Genomic DNA, 16,678 nt, shown 5'->3' with positions numbered 1-16,678 from the left:
TTAAAATTTATGGATAACATAACCCGTTTATTCGATTTCCCATACTACCAGCTCGAAAAATATAACCTTACCGCAGCACTGGTAACCAAGTACGGAAACGAGTGGGTAAAAACCTCAACGCAGGAATACCTTGATAAAGCCAACGCTTTTTCGCGTGGATTACTGCGCCTGGGCATACAAAAAAATGACAAAATAGCCGTTATATCTTCTACTAACAGGACCGAATGGAATATTATCGATATAGGCATATTGCAAACGGGCGCACAGAACGTACCGGTATACCCTACAATATCTGAAGAGGATTGCGAATACATCCTTAATCACTCGGAGTCTACATACTGCATCGTTTCTGACCAGGGATTGTTTGACAAGATAAATTCCATTAAAGGCAATGTACCCAGGCTGAAAGAAATTTATTCTTTTGACGATATTAAGGGCTGCAAAAACTGGAATGAGATTTTAGAATTGGGTAAAAATACCTCTAACCAGCAGCAGGTTGAAGATATAAAGAATACCATTAAAGAAGATGAACTTGCTACCATAATATACACATCGGGTACTACAGGCAGACCAAAGGGCGTAATGCTTTCGCACAAGAACATTGTAAGCGATGTGCTAATGAGCGAAGAGCGGGTACCGTTTGTAAAAGGCGAAAGTGTAGCACTCAGCTTTTTGCCCGTATGCCATATTTATGAGCGCATGATTTTGTACATATATCAATATGTGGGAGTATCTATTTATTTTGCAGAGAGCATAGAAAAAGTAAGCGACAACATAAAAGAGGTTAAGCCCCATGTTATAACAGCCGTACCGCGACTGCTGGAAAAAGTGTATGACGCTATTATTGCAAAAGGGTCGGCACTCACAGGCATCAAGAAAAAACTGTTTTTCTGGGCAGTAGATGTTGGTCTTGAATATGAACCTTATGGTGCCAACGGGCCAATTTATGGCGCTAAACTATGGCTGGCACGTAAACTTATTTTCAGTAAATGGAAAGAAGGCCTGGGTGGTAATTTAAGCCTTATGGTTAGCGGTAGCGCTGCCATACAGCCAAGGCTCGCACGTGTGTTTGCGGCTGCAACAATTCCGGTTATGGAGGGTTACGGACTCACAGAGACTTCTCCCGTTATTGCGGTTAACGACCAGCGAAACAGGGGCTTTAAAATAGGCACTGTAGGTAAATTACTTAAAGGTGTAGAAGTAAAAATTGCCGAAGATGGCGAGATACTTTGCAAAGGCCCTAATGTAATGATGGGCTATTTTAACGATCCTGAGAAAACGGCCGAGGCTTTAAAAGACGGATATTTTCATACCGGAGATATTGGCAATGTAGACAGCGAAGGTTTCCTTAAAATTACCGACCGTAAAAAGGAAATGTTTAAAACCAGCGGTGGTAAATACATTGCACCACAGCTTATAGAAAACGCTATGAAGCAAAGCCGCTTTATAGAGCAGATAATGGTTATAGGCGATGGCGAAAAAATGCCTGCTGCTTTTATTCAGCCGGATTTTGCCTTTGTAAAACAATGGGCGTCGCGCAAAGGGCTCACCCTGGGTTCTAACCAGGAAATTGCCGACAGCAAAGAGGTGCACGACAGGATACAGGAAGAGGTAGACGGTATCAATAAAAAATTCGGGCATTGGGAGCAGGTTAAAAAATTTGAGATAACCCCCGAAGTATGGAGTGTGGAAGGTGGCGAAATGACCCCTACCCTAAAACTGAAACGTAAGGTTGTTAAAGAAAAATACCAAAAGCTGTATGAGAAGATATATGGCAACTCTGATAAAATTTAATACATTTAAACTCTCCGTAAGGGGAGTTTTTTGTTGGCAATAGCCACAGTTTATTTTTCGTGGGTAATTAAAAAAATAATTACATTAGCAAACTGCCAAAACAGCGGGGATTTACAGCAATAACACGCTACTGCTTACTGACACGAAAGAAAAAATTATAAAAAGTTTAGAATAAAGATTGTCATGAAAAAATTATTGATTGCTGCCCTGCTATCATTGCCATTACTTACAATAGCTCAGGAAAAAGTAAACTCAGGAAAACCTATATATATTTCTAAAACACTTACGGCACAACCCGGGGAGGTGTACCTGGACAGCGTTAAGATAGACAGGCCGCACATATATCTTGACCCCGATAATATACTGGAAACAAAAGTTTTTAAGGCTGAAACATCTAAAGCAGATGCTGAAGGCGCTACCTTAATAACACGTAAACTACAGGGCGATATTATACCCCTGAAAGATTTTATTGAATCGTTGAAGGCAGGATCTTCAAAAATTAAAAGGGCTACGATTATAAAACTCATGGTTAACGACAAGTATGTTACCGATCCTGAAAATTACCGTATAGAATTATCATCAGTAAGGAAAGTAAGCATATTTAATTTTCGCGATAAAGACAGCACTAACCCGGATGCTACAGCTTCGGTACTGTTAACTATAAAAGGGTTTAGGAAGAAAGAGTAATATCTATAAATCCCCTATGCACTATTTGCCAACCACACCACTTTATGAAAAAAATTTTACTACTATTTTTAGCATTAATCATTCTGCAAAGCTGCAATTCAGGAAATACTACAGCAAACAAAAGCATAGATGCTAAACTACGCAAAACAATTAGTAACAAAAACGATAGCCTTATCGCCGCTATGGCAACCAGCAACCTGCAAATATATTATGCCTTAGAATCTCCCGAATATAAAAAACACAGGCAAACCAGTACTATAAAACCATCTGATCTTTTTAAAAAAGGGATATTTAAGCCGAAGTATTCAGTATACGATGAATTTTTTGTAACCAATACAGAGAGGTACGTAAAAACAGAAGTAACCTCTAAAGAACATGATTATACCTTTACTTTTAGTAACGATAAACCACAGTCGTACATATCTGTTTTAAAAGTGTCCGGCCACCAGTTTGATTCACTCCTTGTTATAACCTACGGCCTTACAGATGAGGGCTGGAAAATATATGCCGTTGATATTTTTGGCTTTGGCAACTGGGGTAAAAGCGTGAATGATTATTACCGGTTAGCAAAACAGGATGATGAAAAAGGTTATTTGGTTAATGCTTACACCTTAGCCCGTAATGCCAGCGACCTTATAGATCGTGATACAGACAAGAAGTTAAAATGGAATAACACCAACGAGATCATTGAATATGCAAAAGACCTGGAGGCAGCTATTGATGACAAATATACCTTTCCTATCGCATTGCAAAAAATTCGTACTAAACCTACACTATTAAGGATAGAGCCCCGCGCTATTTTAAACCACATAGTGCCTACTGTAAATTATTACACAACCACAAGTATAACCGATACCGTGCAGCTTAAACGGGAAAAAGAAGCCATAAAACGCGAATTGAAAAGCATTTTTAAAAAAGACATCAATTTTAATGCACCAATTGTATACAGGGCATACAACGACCCGGATGGCACAGGTAACAGTTATTATCTTATAGATAAAAACTAAGCTAAACTCCCCATAAGGGGAGTTTAGCTTAGTTTAAAGTAGTCGTATACTTACTGTTAACACTATTATATTGCTTGATTATGAAAATTCCTGCCATTCATGGTTACATTGATCGTCGAATTTTAATAAACTACACTTTAGATCCTGATGTGGCAAGTGCACTGCTTCCTGCCCCCTTCAGGCCACTGCTGCATAATGGCCGTGCTATAATGGGCATTTGCCTGATACGACTAAAAAATATTAAACCAAAGGGATTTAATGACATGTTAGGCATTTCATCAGAGAATGGTGCACACCGTTTTGCAGTAGAATGGGATGAAAATGGTATAACAAAGCAGGGCGTTTACATTCCACGGCGGGATACGTCAAGTTACATAAATACAATTGCAGGCGGCAGGTTGTTCCCCGGAAAGCACTATAAGGCAAAATTTAGTGTAGATGAGCAAGCCGGCAATTACAATGTCGGGTTTGTAAGCAACGATGCCACAACCCTTTCTATCAGCGCGTCGCAAAGCAATCTATTTCCACAAACTTCAATTTTCGAAAATTTAGAAAGTGCTTCAGCCTTCTTTCAAAATGGCTCCTTAGGTTACACACCCGCAGGAAAAGGTTTTGATGGCGTAAAGCTGCATACCTTATCCTGGCAGGTTTCTGCCCTTGCAGTACATAGTGTACAATCATCTTATTTTGAAGATGAAATACGTTTTCCAAAAGGCAGTGTTGTTTTTGACAATGCACTTCTCATGAAAAATATAGAACACGAATGGCAAATGCTGCAAAGAATCCCTTAAAATTAAGCTAAACTCCCCATAAGGGGAGTTTTTATTTATCCACCCTTTTGAAATTAATTACTATATTTACTAAGGTAGTTTTAGCATCTCGCTAAAAAAACCGACCAATTTTTATTGACAACAGAAAAAAAACATTTATTTAATATGCATGCATACTATTTATTTGTATATTTGAAATAACAAACACATGAAAGAGAAGACGATTGATTATATACTAAGGGCTACATGGCAGGCAGTATCACGCATGTATAATGAAGAAGCCTCAAAATATGGCGCCAGCATGTCTATAGGTTTTGCTCTCCTGTCTATAGATAAAGAAAACGGTATATCATCTACGGCATTAGGCCCTCAAATGGGTATGGAGCCTACCAGCCTTACCCGTACCCTGAAAAGTATGGAAGACAAAGGGCTTATAGTACGCAAAAAAAACCCGGTAGACGGACGTGGTGTAATTATACACCTTACCAAGCTGGGAAAAGAGAAAAGAGAGCTAAGCCGCGATACAGTGCTTAAGTTTAACGACATTGTTAAACAGCACATATCGGCAGAAAAGATGGAACATTTTATAGAAGTTGCCGAAGTGATTAATGATCTTATCGCCGAGAAAAAGATCTTTAACGGCGAACAGTCAGAATAACATAAACAACACAAGTGCTAATGAAATCAGCCTTTGGCAACCTTCATTACACAACTTAAAAATAGAAAATAAATGAAACGCACTATTAAAAAGGCAGCCGTAGTAGGCTCCGGTATTATGGGATCGGCCATTGCTGCCCATCTTGCCAATATAGGTGTAGAAGTGCTCCTTCTAGATATCCCGCCCAGGGAACTTAACGAAGCAGAGCAAAAAAAAGGCCTTACCCTTGAAAGTAAAGCTGTGAGGAACAGGATCGTGAACGATCATCTTGCCAACTCATTAAAAAGCAAACCCTCCCCTATTTATCACCAAAAATTTGCATCGAGAATATCTACCGGTAATACCGAAAATGACATGCACAAAATAGCTGAGGCCGACTGGGTAATTGAGGTAGTTGTAGAACGCCTTGATATTAAACAGAAAGTTTTCGAGAACATCGAAAAATACCGTAAGCCCGGCACCCTAATTACCTCTAATACATCGGGTATTCCTATAAAATTTATGAGCGAAGGCCGTAGCGAGGACTTCAAAAAACATTTTTGTGGTACCCACTTTTTCAACCCACCACGTTACCTTAAACTTTTCGAAATTATACCCGGCCCTGAAACTTCTACAGAAGTATTGGACTTCCTGGCTATGTTTGGCGAAAAATTCCTTGGCAAAACAACCGTAGTTGCTAAAGACACTCCGGCGTTTATAGGTAACCGAATAGGTATTTATGGCATCATGAGTCTCTTTAAGCAGGCTAAAGACATGGGCCTCACCATAGAGGAGGTTGATAAACTTACCGGACCGGTTATAGGCAGGCCTAAAAGTGCCACTTTCCGTACGGTAGATGTTGTAGGTTTAGATACTCTGGTGCACGTTGCCGAGGGTATTTATGAAAACTGCCCCGATGATGAAATGCACGAACTGTTTAAAGTGCCCGATTTTATCAACACAATGATGACTAATAAATGGCTGGGCAGCAAAACCGGACAGGGCTTTTACAAAAAAGTAGATAAAGATATCTTATCGTTAGATTTAGATACTTTAGAGTACCGCGCAGCAAAAAAAGCATCGTTTGCTACTTTAGAACTTACAAAAACAATAGATAAACCTATAGACCGCTTTAAGGTACTTATAAAAGGTACAGATAAGGCAGGCGATTTTTACCGCAAAAACTTTGCAGGCACCTTTGCATATGTGGCTAACCGCGTTCCTGAAATTACCGATGACCTTTATAAAATAGACGATGCCATGAAAGCCGGTTTTGGCTGGGAAAATGGCCCGTTCGAAATTTGGGATGCCATTGGGGTAGAAAAAGGAATTGAACTTATAAAAGCTGAAGGTCAGGAACCAGCCGCATGGGTAACAGAGATGCTGGCCAGTGGCAATAAAAGCTTTTACACTATCAAAGAAGGGGCTACCTATTATTATGACCTTGCCTCTAAATCGCAAAAGAAAATTCCGGGGCAGGATGCGTTTATTATACTGAACAACATTCGCGAAAGCAAAAAAATATGGAGCAACAGCGGTGCCATTATCGAAGATCTTGGCGATGGCATCATCAATCTTGAATTTCAGAGTAAAATGAATACCATAGGTGGCGAAGTGCTGCAGGGTATTAACAAGGCGATTGACCTTGCCGAGAAAGAATATGACGGACTTGTAATAGGCAATCAGGCAGCAAACTTTTCTGTGGGAGCTAATCTAGGCATGATCTTTATGATGGCTGTAGAACAGGAATATGATGAGCTTAATATGGCCATTAAACTGTTTCAGGATACCATGATGCGTGTTCGTTATTCTTCTATTCCGGTTGTGGTTGCCCCTCACGGCATGACACTGGGAGGTGGCTGCGAAATGAGCATGCACGCCGATAAGGTTGTGGCTGCTGCTGAAACATACATTGGTTTAGTGGAATTTGGTGTAGGTGTTATTCCCGGCGGTGGCGGTAGTAAAGAGATGGCTTTAAGAGCGTCTGACCTTTTCCATAAAAACGATGTGGAGCTTAACGTACTGCAGGAATATTTTTTAAGCATTGCAATGGCAAAAGTATCAACATCGGCTTATGAAGCCTTTGATACCGGAATACTGCAACACGGCAAAGATGTTATTGTGGTAAACAAAGACAGGCAGCTTGCAGAGGCTAAAAAACATGCCAAACTACTTGCCGAAGCAGGATACATACAACCCATAAAACGTAAGGATGTTAAAGTTCTTGGTAAACAGGCTTTAGGAATGTTTTTAGTGGGTACCGATAGTATGGAAGCCGGACATTACATATCTGAATATGATAAAAAAGTTGCCAACAAGCTGGCCTACGTTATGGCTGGTGGCGATTTATCTGAAGCTACCCTTGTTACGGAACAGTATCTTCTTGACCTTGAGAGGGAAGCATTTTTATCGCTTACCGGCGAGAGAAAGACTCTTGAAAGAATACAGTTTATGTTAACTAAAGGAAAGCCTTTGCGTAACTAATTAGGTTTGAGTGAAAATCTGAAATCTGAAATCAAAAATCTACAATGAAAACAGCATATATAGTTAAAGCGTACCGTACTGCGGTAGGCAAAGCGCCAAAGGGAGTTTTTAGGTTTAAACGTCCTGACGAACTGGCTGCTGAAACCATACAGTTCATAATGAATGAATTGCCTGATTTCGACAAAACACGCATAGACGACGTTATGGTGGGTAACGCCATGCCGGAAGCAGAGCAGGGATTGAACTTTGCACGCCTTATTTCCCTTATGGGGCTTAAGGTAGACGATGTTCCCGGGGTAACCGTAAACCGTTACTGTGCCAGCGGACTGGAAACCATAGCTATGGCTACAGCCAAGATTCAAAGTGGTATGGCCAACTGCATTATTGCAGGTGGTGCCGAAAGCATGAGTTTTATTCCTATGGGTGGCTACAAACCGGTACCTGATTATCAGGCTGCCAAAGCAGGCCACGAAGATTATTACTGGGGCATGGGCTTAACTGCCGAAGCCGTGGCTAAACAGTTTAAAGTAAGCCGCGAAGACCAGGATGAATTTGCATTTCAGTCCCATCAAAAAGCACTTAAGGCTCAGGCCGAAGGTAAATTTGACAAACAAATAGTACCTATTACCGTAGAGCAGGTTTACGTAGACGAGAATGGTAAAAAGGCTACTAAAAGTTATACGGTTACAAAGGATGAAGGTCCCCGTGCCGATACATCTGTTGAAGCTTTGGGTAAATTAAAGCCTGTTTTTGCTGCCGACGGTAGTGTTACGGCAGGAACCTCATCGCAAATGAGCGACGGTGCTGCCTTTGTAATGGTAATGAGCGAAGACCTGGTTAAAGAACTTGGCCTGGAGCCTATTGCCCGCATGGTAAGCTATGCCGCAGCCGGTGTAGAACCACGCATTATGGGTATTGGTCCGGTAAAAGCTATTCCTAAAGCATTACAGCAGGGAGGTTTAAAACTGGAAGACATAGAACTTATAGAGCTTAATGAGGCTTTTGCATCGCAATCGCTTGCTGTAATACGCGAGTTAGGCATCAATAAAGATATTGTAAACGTTAATGGTGGTGCAATTGCCATGGGGCACCCACTGGGTTGTACCGGGGCGAAATTATCGGTTCAGTTGTTTGACGAAGCTAAACGCCGGGGCAATAAATATGGCCTTGTAACCATGTGCGTAGGTACTGGACAGGGTGCTGCAGGGGTGTTTGAAATTCTTTAGCGAAGACATTAGATATTAGATAAAAGATAATAGACAACTCCCTGTATATCAATAACATAAAGAAAAAAATGCTTAATGACTGATTTTAAAAGACATAATTTCAAAAAATTAAAAATTTGGCAGATGGCTATGGAGATTGCTAAAATAGTTCTTGATGTTACAGACACTTTTCCATCTCATGAAAAATTTGGACTAAAAAGTCAAATGGACAGATGTTCTATTTCAATGCCTTCTAACATCGCTGAAGGTTCAAGTAGAACTAATAAGTCGTTTAGGCACTTTATAGACATTGCATTGGGTTCTTCTTTCGAACTACAGACGCAATTATTATTAGCACAGCACAGAAAATATGTATCGGAAGAGACTACTGAAAGTCTCGAAAACAAAATAGAAGAATTTCAAAGGATGACGATGGGTTTTCAAAATACTTTGTCTGCAGACTAAAGTCTATTATCTCTCATCTATTATCTAAAAATCTAAATTATGGAAACAATAGAAAAACAATTAGCGAGGGGCGGCCAGTTCCTTGTTACAGAAACAAAAAGTGAAGATATATTTACGCCCGAAGATTTCTCTGAAGAGCAACTTATGATGCGCGACTCTGTAAAGGAGTTTATCGACCGCGAAATATGGCCTAACAAAGACCGCTTCGAGAAAAAAGATTATGCTTTTACCGAAGAAACGATGCGCAAAGCCGGAGAGCTTGGCTTTCTTGGCGTAGCCGTTCCTGAAGAGTATGGCGGGCTTGGTATGGGCTTTGTAAGCACTATGCTGGTATGCGATTATATATCGGGTGCTACGGGTTCGTTCTCTACAGCGTTTGGTGCACATACGGGTATTGGTACCATGCCTATTACGCTGTACGGAACCGAGGAGCAGAAACTTAAATATGTGCCCAAATTAGCTTCGGGTGAGTGGTTTGGTGCCTATTGCCTTACCGAGCCCGGAGCGGGCAGCGATGCCAACTCCGGTAAAACCAAAGCGGTTTTAAGCGAAGACGGTACACATTATAAAATTACCGGCCAAAAAATGTGGATCTCTAACGCTGGTTTTTGCAGCGTGTTTATTGTATTTGCAAGAATTGGCGACGATAAAAATATTACGGGCTTTATTGTTGAGAACGACCCTGCTAACGGAATATCGTTAGGCGAGGAAGAACATAAACTGGGCATCCGTGCCTCCTCTACCCGCCAGGTTTTCTTTAACGACACTAAAGTACCGGTAGAGAATATGCTGAGCGAAAGAGGCAATGGTTTTAAAATAGCTATGAATGCGCTAAACGTAGGCCGTATTAAACTTGCTGCCGCCTGCCTTGATGCACAGCGCAGGGTAACGTCTGCTTCTGTTAAATATGCTAACGAGAGGGTTCAGTTTAATACACCTATTGCAAACTTTGGCGCTATCCGTGCTAAACTGGCCGAAATGGCTGCTAACTGTTATGCCGGAGAAAGTGCTGCTTACCGTGCTGCAAAAAATATTGAAGACCGTATTAACGCACGTGTTGCCAATGGCGAAAGCCACCAGGATGCCGAGCTTAAAGGTGTAGAGGAATTTGCTATTGAGTGTTCTATACTAAAAGTAGCGGTATCTGAAGATATCCAGAATTGTTCTGACGAAGGAATACAAATATTTGGCGGTATGGGCTTTAGCGAAGACACCCCTATGGAAAGTGCCTGGAGGGATGCCCGTATTGCGCGTATTTATGAAGGCACTAACGAGATTAACCGTATGCTAAGCGTGGGTATGCTGATTAAAAAAGCCATGAAAGGCCACGTAGACCTTTTAGGCCCGGCAATGAAGGTCGCTGAAGAGCTTATGGGAATACCCTCTTTTGATACTCCTGACTACAGCGAACTTTTTGCTGAAGAAAAAGAGATCATTGGCAAGCTTAAAAAGGCATTCCTTATGGTTGCCGGCAGTGCTGTACAAAAATATGGCCCTGCGCTTGATGAGCACCAGCAGTTGCTCATGGCAGCATCTGATATACTGATTGAAATATACATGGCAGAATCGGTTATTTTACGTACCGAGAAACTGGCTAAAAATAAAGGTGCCGCTGCTGTAAAAGAGCAAATTGCCATGGCGCAACTGTACCTATACAAAGCGGTAGATATAGTAAATACAAAAGGTAAAGAAGGGATAGCCTCTTTTGCCGAAGGCGATGAGCAGCGCATGATGCTTATGGGCTTAAGGCGCTTTACTAAATACAATAACATGCCTAATGTAGTTGCCTTAAGGGAAACCATTGCGGCAAAACTGGTAGACGAAAACAGCTATCCGTTTTAAGACTTAGTTTTTTAAGTTAATTTAGAAGAGGCCGGTGCAAGTTAATTTGTATCGGCTTTTTTGTATTCAGCAATTGCTTCAGCTTCGGAGAAGCGACATGTTTATAGAAGTTTATTATATCTAACGGTAAAGAGTTCCGGAGGAACGGCATGAAATATGCCGTTCCTCCGGAACTCTTATTAAAGCTCTACACCAATTCTATAAACATGACACCTCTCTGGGGTTCTATAAATTATCTTTAATACAAAAACCCGCTAAGATATAATCAAAGCGGGTTTTCGATGTAATTGCCTAAGTTTCCTCTTAGTCTATGCGCTTCCTGTTGCCACGCAATAGGTTGAGTAAAATCATGATAACTGCAACTACGAGCAGCAGGTGAATGACAGCACTGGTTACATGATAAGCAAAGCTGCCCAAAGCCCATATTACTACCAGTATTAAGGCAATTATATACAGTATATTTTTCATAGTATTATTTATTACGGTTATTTAACCGCGTCTACTTTATCTTTAGCCATTTTAGAATGCTCAAGATGTTTTCTTAGTTCAGGCAGCATTTGTGCAGCCCATGTTCTTACATCCGGGTCTTTAGCCTTTTCTGATGCTTTTTCTATTTCCTTAATTGTTTTTTCATGCCCGTCTACCATTGCTTTAGCATACGCTTTATCAAAGTCGGCACCGGTTTTATCGTTAAGGTCTTTACGTGCATCTTCGCCTTTATCAGTTAAGGCAGCAGGAAGTGTAATACCTTTTTTAGCAGCAAGATCTTTAGTTGCAGCAGATGCTTTAGTATGTGCATCTATCATCATTTTTGCTAATGCCTTAATATCTGCATTAGTACTTTTTGTCTCAGCAAGTTTGCCAAGTTCTATTTCTTTCAGGTCTACTTCGGCAGCATCTACAAGATATTGAGAATCATCTTCTAAACTGTCGGTAGCTTCCGTATCAAGATTTTGTTCGTTTGCATCTTCTGCAACTTCTTTCGGGTCTTCGGCCTTAGGCTCGTTTTTGCATGATCCCATACCAAAAGACATGGTTACTACTGCTGCTCCTAAAATCGCTTTACTAAATAATGAGGACTTTTTCATGATCAGGTTGTTTGTAATTATTTGTTCTCTACGAAATTAGAATATAAATACATGCCCTGCTGTTAGCGTTATCACAATAAGTGTTAGGGAAATATTAAATGTGTTTTAGCAGGAGGCAAAGTTTCAAAGCAGCAAAGTTGCAGAGTTACAGAGTGCATCTGTTAACTTTGCTGTTTTGCTTTTTTACTACTTTGAAACTTTGCTACTTTGCTACTATTAATAAGAATTACCAGCCTAAATTTGCATAGCTTTGCAGCATAATAACCTGATGATGATTAACCCTTCTGCCAGCGGATGGATAGATAAATTTTTTGGGCAGCTTAAAAACAGGCTGTCTGTGTATGAAAATTCCCATGCTCTTTACCGGGCAATACGGGACACAGGTTTTATATATGGTCACGTGCTTTCTTTTAATAATATTGATGCCCGCGAAACTAAAGGCTGGAATACCGAAGAGGTTACTAAAGCCGCACTGCTTAACACACTATATGATGTGTACAGGCTTATTAACCAAACTGAAGATATTACCGATTTTATTGCTAAAGCAACTGCCTTTTATAAAGAAATGGAGCCTGGTGGTTTTGGTATTTTAAACAGGGTGTTACCATCATCCGGTCCAAGCCATGAGCTCGAAAATATACTGGACGGCCGCATTAAAACCAACGAAAATATTTTTAGCCGAAGCTTTAGCCACATACTTACCAACGCTTTACTGTTTATGGATGTGCTGGCTTTTCGACAGTATTTGCTAAACAGGGAACGACCGCAAAAATACCTTAAAAAACTCGAAGAAACCGTGTTGGGCATCGGTGCAAATGCCTTGAACAGTAAAGAGCATAAAACGGATTATGATGATTTGCTGATAAAACTTTTTGAAGCATCTGTACGCTACACCAAAATTTCTGAGATTAATGCCGAAGGGAAACTGGATAGAAGCTATGATTATTTTGAGTCGAAGTCCGAGAGAAATTACCTGCTCGACATGGCATCTATGGCAATTTGGAGTGACGGTATGGCGCAGCAAACGGAGATTGATTTTTTGTTCCGCCTATCTGAAAACCTGGGTTTAACTGATGAAGCCGCCGCCGAAAGCATGGCATCTTACGATGTTTTTTTACGCATCAATAAAAAAGACATCCCATATTTTAAATACAGTAACCCTGTTAAGCATTTTTACGACCATGCATCGCAAAGTGTTAAACAGCTTATAATCCGAAATAAAAACAGGTTGGTTAAAGAGCTTAGCAACAATGGCGAACTCGTACTGCTGCTTACCCACTCTACCCACCGTAACCTTAACGACAAGGAAAAGAAAAAGGTAAAAAAGCAGTTGCTCGAAATTTGTAAAACCGTGCCCTCTCTTACCATATTTTTATTGCCGGGCGGTAGCCTGCTGTTGCCATTACTTATTAAATTCATCCCGCAGCTATTGCCGAGTGTATTAAATGAGAATTTAGAAAGGGATTTGGACTGACTGGTATAACACTACAAATTGCTATATTTGGTAAACCATAAAATACCACTGCATGAAACGTATTACAATAGAAATTAAATGGGCTCTTGTATTTACAGTAATGACCTTTGCATGGATGTTTGCCGAAAAACAGGCCGGACTTCATGATATCCATATAGATAAACACCCTATTTATACCAACCTTATTGCCATACCTGCCATTTTAATTTATGTTTTTGCATTACTAAATGCCCGCAAAAAATATTATGGCGGCACCATGACGTATGGGCAGGGTATAAAAACCGGACTAATTATAACCGCAATAGTAACCGTGCTTAGTCCGCTATCTCAGTACATAACCTCAACCTATATTACTCCACATTTTTTTGAGAATGCCATAAGCTATGCTGTGAGCAAAAAATTCTCAACCTTACCCGATGCCAAAGCCTATTTTAACCTGAAAAGCTATATTATACAAGGGCTTATTGGCGCACCAATAATGGGTGTTGTTACTACGCTTATTGTGGCAGCGTTTACTAAAAAGACGTTGAAGGCATTGCAATAAAAAAAACCCTCAATGCCACAAGGCAAAGAGGGTCATGTATAAATTGTAAATTGTTATATTAAAAAATTAAGGCGGTCTACTTTAGATAGTTCATGGTTATTAGAAAAGTTTACGCCAAGGTCTTTTACTATACCCGTTTCAAGGCCATATACCCATCCGTGCAGCACCAGTTCCTGGCCTCTGTCCCATGCGTTTTGCACTATAGATGTCTTGGCAAGATCTGTAACCTGTTCCTTAACATTAAGTTCTACAAAGGCATCAAAACGCTGTTTTTCATCCATAATAGAGTCGAGGTACTGATGGTTTAATCTATAGGTATCTTTTATGTGGCGAATCCAGTTATCTATAATACCTATACTATCGTTGCCCATAGCAGCTTTAACACCGCCACAGCCATAATGACCACAAACAATAACGTGCTTAACCTTAAGTACGTTTACAGCATAGTCGAGCACGCTTAGCATGTTCATATCGCTATGCACAACCATGTTTGCAATGTTACGGTGTACAAATACCTCTCCGGGCACCGCGCCTATAACTTCGTTTGCTGGTACACGGCTGTCGCTGCAGCCTATCCATAACAATGGTGGTTTTTGTACACTCGCAAGCGTTTTAAAATAATCAGGATCTTCAGCCAGTTTGGTCTCAGACCATGTTTTATTGTTATCTAATATCTTTTTATAAAAATCGTCCTGTGCCATAATATTAATTTTGTAAGTAGTTGCAGGTTTTAATATAGGACTTGCCCTACATGCGAATTTAGCAGAAAAATATTAAAGTAACAAAAATGGTTATCTTATATTTCTTCTTCGCTCCAGGCTTTCATCATCCATATAGTTTTTTCCTGCTCGGCAATAAAGTCGCTCATCATACTGTTAGTACCTTCATCGCCTATTTTTGCAGTTTCATCCAGTATCACCCTTTCAATTTGCAACAAATCAGCTAAAGATGCCATTACAAGATGCACCGCCTCTGTATCTTTAGATACGTTCTTGCCCACAGCGAGTTTGTTGTTGGCAATATAATCTTCAAATGTATGTAAGGGCGTGCCTCCCAATGTTAAAACTCTCTCTGCAACGAGGTCTATTTTTGCCTGGGCATCATTATATAGCTCTTCAAATTTTACATGCAGCTGAAAGAAACGTTTTCCGCGGATGTTCCAGTGAATGCCACGCAGGTTTTGGTAATATACCTGAAAGTTAGAAAGTAAAATATTAAGCTCTGCCGCTATAACTTCGCTTTCCTGTACAGGTAATCCCAGTATGTTTAAGGTGTCTTTTTCTTTAGATTTCATAAGGCTTATATATTAGTTGTTGTAAGTGTTTTCGTGATTAAATTTAAGTAAAAATAACCATTAAAATTATAGGTAATATCAATGGTTTTTATAATTTTATCATAAAAATCTATATAGATGACCATTACCCAACTACATTATGTATTAGCTGTAGCAGAGCATAAAAACTTTACGCTTGCCGCCGAAAAATGCTTTGTAACCCAGCCTACCCTTAGCATGCAAATACAAAAGCTTGAAGAAGAACTTGATGTACAAATTTTTGACCGTGGCAAAAAACCCATACAACTTACCGATGTAGGCCTTAAAATAGTTACTCAGGCGAAGAATATAGTTAACGAAAGTGGGCGTATTAAAGATATTGTAGACCAGCAAAAGGGTTTTATAGGAGGCGATTTCAGGGTTGGGATTATTCCTACGGTTATGCCCACACTGCTGCCTATGTTTATGGCAAATTTTATAAACAGATACCCAAAGGTTAACCTTATTATAGAGGAACGGCCTACAGAGGAACTTATTAAAATGATAAAGAATGGCCAGCTCGATGCCGCCATTGCCGCTACGCCGTTGGACGAAGAAACCATTAAAGAAATAGTGCTGTATTATGAGCCCTTTGTAGCTTACGTACCAGAGAATAATGCTGCCTATCAAAAGAAGGAATTTGACGTGGAAGATCTTGAGGCGAATCTCAATAATATACTGTTGCTACAGGACGGGCATTGCTTTAGGAACAATGTGCTTAATATTTGCAGGGCAGCATCATTACCTTCCGGCAATCATTTCCAGATAGAGAGCGGTAGTTTTGAAACTATGGTGCGCCTTGTAGATGAAGGCCTGGGCATGACATTGCTGCCCTATCTGCATACGCTGGATATGAACGAAAAAAGTAAGGCCAAGCTGCGCCAGTTTAAAGAGCCTAAACCGTCGCGCGAAGTAAGCCTTATCTATTCTAAAAAAGAATTAAAGCTGCATATTATAGAGGCATTGCGCAGTACAATATCTGGTGTGGTACGTGGTGCCATAGCATTCCAGAATGTGGCGATAAGCAGCCCGTTGAACAGGGCTAAATAAACTTAATAATCGTTAAATATTCCACAATGCCATAGGCCACCCGCCCTGGATTCATATATTTTAACGATTTATAAAGACAGTCGATTGCTGAATAGAGTTCCCTCTATAATCAATCGCTTGTTTGTTAATGATAGCTATTAATATGTGGTAATAATCGTAAATAAGTATATCAATCTCAAAATTAATGCAGATATGCCAAGATACATTTGATTATTTAAGGGTGATGAATGCGAAATTTATAATCAGTTTACCTCTTTTATTATACTAAAAAATATATTTTAGCATTATTACTATAAGCACACATAACCAATCAATAAAA

The 16,678-nt window shown here is 40.1% G+C and carries 16 protein-coding genes; 12 read left to right on the top strand and 4 right to left on the bottom strand.

The genetic code is table 11. The annotated features are described in order from the left end of the window. Positions 1 to 9: 9 nt before the first annotated feature. From F565_RS0107220 to F565_RS0107180, 9 genes are all read left to right on the top strand, one after another. On the top strand, positions 10 to 1,794 hold the full coding sequence (locus tag F565_RS0107220) for an AMP-dependent synthetase/ligase (protein ID WP_020212539.1): 1,785 nt from the start codon (positions 10 to 12) through the stop codon (positions 1,792 to 1,794). 183 nt (positions 1,795 to 1,977) lie between these two features. Further along, positions 1,978 to 2,481: a hypothetical protein gene (locus F565_RS0107215; RefSeq protein WP_020212538.1), complete on the top strand. Its 504-nt coding sequence runs from the start codon at positions 1,978 to 1,980 to the stop codon at positions 2,479 to 2,481. A 44-nt stretch (positions 2,482 to 2,525) separates the two neighbouring features. Beyond that, positions 2,526 to 3,488 (top strand): hypothetical protein, encoded by a 963-nt coding sequence (locus tag F565_RS0107210; RefSeq protein WP_020212537.1) that lies wholly within the window; start codon positions 2,526 to 2,528, stop codon positions 3,486 to 3,488. Positions 3,489 to 3,568: 80 nt separating this feature from the next. Next, positions 3,569 to 4,279 carry a DUF2071 domain-containing protein gene (locus F565_RS0107205; protein ID WP_020212536.1) on the top strand — a complete coding sequence of 237 codons (711 nt, stop codon included), beginning with the start codon at positions 3,569 to 3,571 and terminating at the stop codon, positions 4,277 to 4,279. A gap of 187 nt (positions 4,280 to 4,466) precedes the next feature. Further along, complete coding sequence (locus F565_RS0107200; protein ID WP_020212535.1) at positions 4,467 to 4,916, top strand: MarR family winged helix-turn-helix transcriptional regulator; 450 nt, start codon at positions 4,467 to 4,469, stop codon at positions 4,914 to 4,916. Between the two features lie 72 nt (positions 4,917 to 4,988). Beyond that, positions 4,989 to 7,379, top strand: coding sequence for a 3-hydroxyacyl-CoA dehydrogenase/enoyl-CoA hydratase family protein (locus F565_RS0107195; RefSeq protein WP_020212534.1), 2,391 nt, complete (start codon positions 4,989 to 4,991; stop codon positions 7,377 to 7,379). Positions 7,380 to 7,423: 44 nt separating this feature from the next. Further along, on the top strand, positions 7,424 to 8,605 hold the full coding sequence (locus F565_RS0107190) for an acetyl-CoA C-acyltransferase (protein WP_020212533.1): 1,182 nt from the start codon (positions 7,424 to 7,426) through the stop codon (positions 8,603 to 8,605). Positions 8,606 to 8,680: 75 nt separating this feature from the next. Next, a complete protein-coding gene (locus F565_RS0107185; RefSeq protein ID WP_020212532.1) occupies positions 8,681 to 9,049 on the top strand; it encodes a four helix bundle protein in 369 nt (122 codons plus the stop codon). 39 nt (positions 9,050 to 9,088) lie between these two features. Then, entirely contained in the window at positions 9,089 to 10,891 is a 1,803-nt protein-coding gene (locus F565_RS0107180) for an acyl-CoA dehydrogenase family protein (protein WP_020212531.1), read from the top strand. Between the two features lie 303 nt (positions 10,892 to 11,194). Here F565_RS0107180 and F565_RS22830 read toward each other — a convergent pair whose 3' ends face one another. Together F565_RS22830 and F565_RS0107175 are read right to left on the bottom strand one after the other, a co-directional pair. Further along, positions 11,195 to 11,359, bottom strand: coding sequence for a lmo0937 family membrane protein (locus F565_RS22830; protein ID WP_020212530.1), 165 nt, complete (start codon positions 11,357 to 11,359; stop codon positions 11,195 to 11,197). Between the two features lie 17 nt (positions 11,360 to 11,376). After that, on the bottom strand, positions 11,377 to 11,979 hold the full coding sequence (locus tag F565_RS0107175; protein WP_026299933.1) for a DUF4142 domain-containing protein: 603 nt from the start codon (positions 11,977 to 11,979) through the stop codon (positions 11,377 to 11,379). 268 nt (positions 11,980 to 12,247) lie between these two features. On the opposite strand from F565_RS0107175, the gene F565_RS0107170 reads away from it, so the two are divergent. Together F565_RS0107170 and F565_RS0107165 are read left to right on the top strand one after the other, a co-directional pair. Beyond that, positions 12,248 to 13,453, top strand: a complete 1,206-nt coding sequence (locus F565_RS0107170; protein ID WP_231559604.1) for an LETM1-related biofilm-associated protein — start codon at positions 12,248 to 12,250, stop codon at positions 13,451 to 13,453. A gap of 52 nt (positions 13,454 to 13,505) precedes the next feature. Further along, positions 13,506 to 13,997: a DUF4199 domain-containing protein gene (locus F565_RS0107165; protein WP_020212526.1), complete on the top strand. Its 492-nt coding sequence runs from the start codon at positions 13,506 to 13,508 to the stop codon at positions 13,995 to 13,997. A 53-nt stretch (positions 13,998 to 14,050) separates the two neighbouring features. Here the strand turns inward: F565_RS0107165 and can are convergent, their stop codons facing one another. Both can and F565_RS0107155 read right to left on the bottom strand, forming a co-directional pair. Then, entirely contained in the window at positions 14,051 to 14,698 is a 648-nt protein-coding gene (gene can, locus F565_RS0107160; protein WP_020212525.1) for a carbonate dehydratase, read from the bottom strand. Between the two features lie 95 nt (positions 14,699 to 14,793). Beyond that, complete coding sequence (locus F565_RS0107155) at positions 14,794 to 15,291, bottom strand: Dps family protein (RefSeq protein WP_020212524.1); 498 nt, start codon at positions 15,289 to 15,291, stop codon at positions 14,794 to 14,796. 117 nt (positions 15,292 to 15,408) lie between these two features. Here F565_RS0107155 and F565_RS0107145 point away from each other — a divergent pair, with 117 nt between their 5' ends. Next, complete coding sequence (locus tag F565_RS0107145; RefSeq protein ID WP_020212522.1) at positions 15,409 to 16,359, top strand: LysR substrate-binding domain-containing protein; 951 nt, start codon at positions 15,409 to 15,411, stop codon at positions 16,357 to 16,359. Positions 16,360 to 16,678 lie beyond the last annotated feature (319 nt).

Origin of the sequence: Flavobacterium rivuli WB 3.3-2 = DSM 21788 (genome assembly GCF_000378485.1) — a bacterium.
Taxonomy (GTDB): domain Bacteria; phylum Bacteroidota; class Bacteroidia; order Flavobacteriales; family Flavobacteriaceae; genus Flavobacterium; species Flavobacterium rivuli.
The sequence above is the reverse complement of the archived record's forward strand: the minus strand, read 5'-3'. Positions and strand labels throughout refer to the sequence as shown.

Coding starts and splice junctions, on each gene's coding strand:
- F565_RS0107220 (WP_020212539.1), top strand. CDS start 10: ATGGATAACATAACCCGTTTATTCGATTTCCCATACTACCAGCTCGAA.
- F565_RS0107215 (WP_020212538.1), top strand. CDS start 1,978: ATGAAAAAATTATTGATTGCTGCCCTGCTATCATTGCCATTACTTACA.
- F565_RS0107210 (WP_020212537.1), top strand. CDS start 2,526: ATGAAAAAAATTTTACTACTATTTTTAGCATTAATCATTCTGCAAAGC.
- F565_RS0107205 (WP_020212536.1), top strand. CDS start 3,569: ATGAAAATTCCTGCCATTCATGGTTACATTGATCGTCGAATTTTAATA.
- F565_RS0107200 (WP_020212535.1), top strand. CDS start 4,467: ATGAAAGAGAAGACGATTGATTATATACTAAGGGCTACATGGCAGGCA.
- F565_RS0107195 (WP_020212534.1), top strand. CDS start 4,989: ATGAAACGCACTATTAAAAAGGCAGCCGTAGTAGGCTCCGGTATTATG.
- F565_RS0107190 (WP_020212533.1), top strand. CDS start 7,424: ATGAAAACAGCATATATAGTTAAAGCGTACCGTACTGCGGTAGGCAAA.
- F565_RS0107185 (WP_020212532.1), top strand. CDS start 8,681: ATGACTGATTTTAAAAGACATAATTTCAAAAAATTAAAAATTTGGCAG.
- F565_RS0107180 (WP_020212531.1), top strand. CDS start 9,089: ATGGAAACAATAGAAAAACAATTAGCGAGGGGCGGCCAGTTCCTTGTT.
- F565_RS22830 (WP_020212530.1), bottom strand. CDS start 11,359: ATGAAAAATATACTGTATATAATTGCCTTAATACTGGTAGTAATATGG.
- F565_RS0107175 (WP_026299933.1), bottom strand. CDS start 11,979: ATGAAAAAGTCCTCATTATTTAGTAAAGCGATTTTAGGAGCAGCAGTA.
- F565_RS0107170 (WP_231559604.1), top strand. CDS start 12,248: ATGATGATTAACCCTTCTGCCAGCGGATGGATAGATAAATTTTTTGGG.
- F565_RS0107165 (WP_020212526.1), top strand. CDS start 13,506: ATGAAACGTATTACAATAGAAATTAAATGGGCTCTTGTATTTACAGTA.
- can (WP_020212525.1), bottom strand. CDS start 14,698: ATGGCACAGGACGATTTTTATAAAAAGATATTAGATAACAATAAAACA.
- F565_RS0107155 (WP_020212524.1), bottom strand. CDS start 15,291: ATGAAATCTAAAGAAAAAGACACCTTAAACATACTGGGATTACCTGTA.
- F565_RS0107145 (WP_020212522.1), top strand. CDS start 15,409: ATGACCATTACCCAACTACATTATGTATTAGCTGTAGCAGAGCATAAA.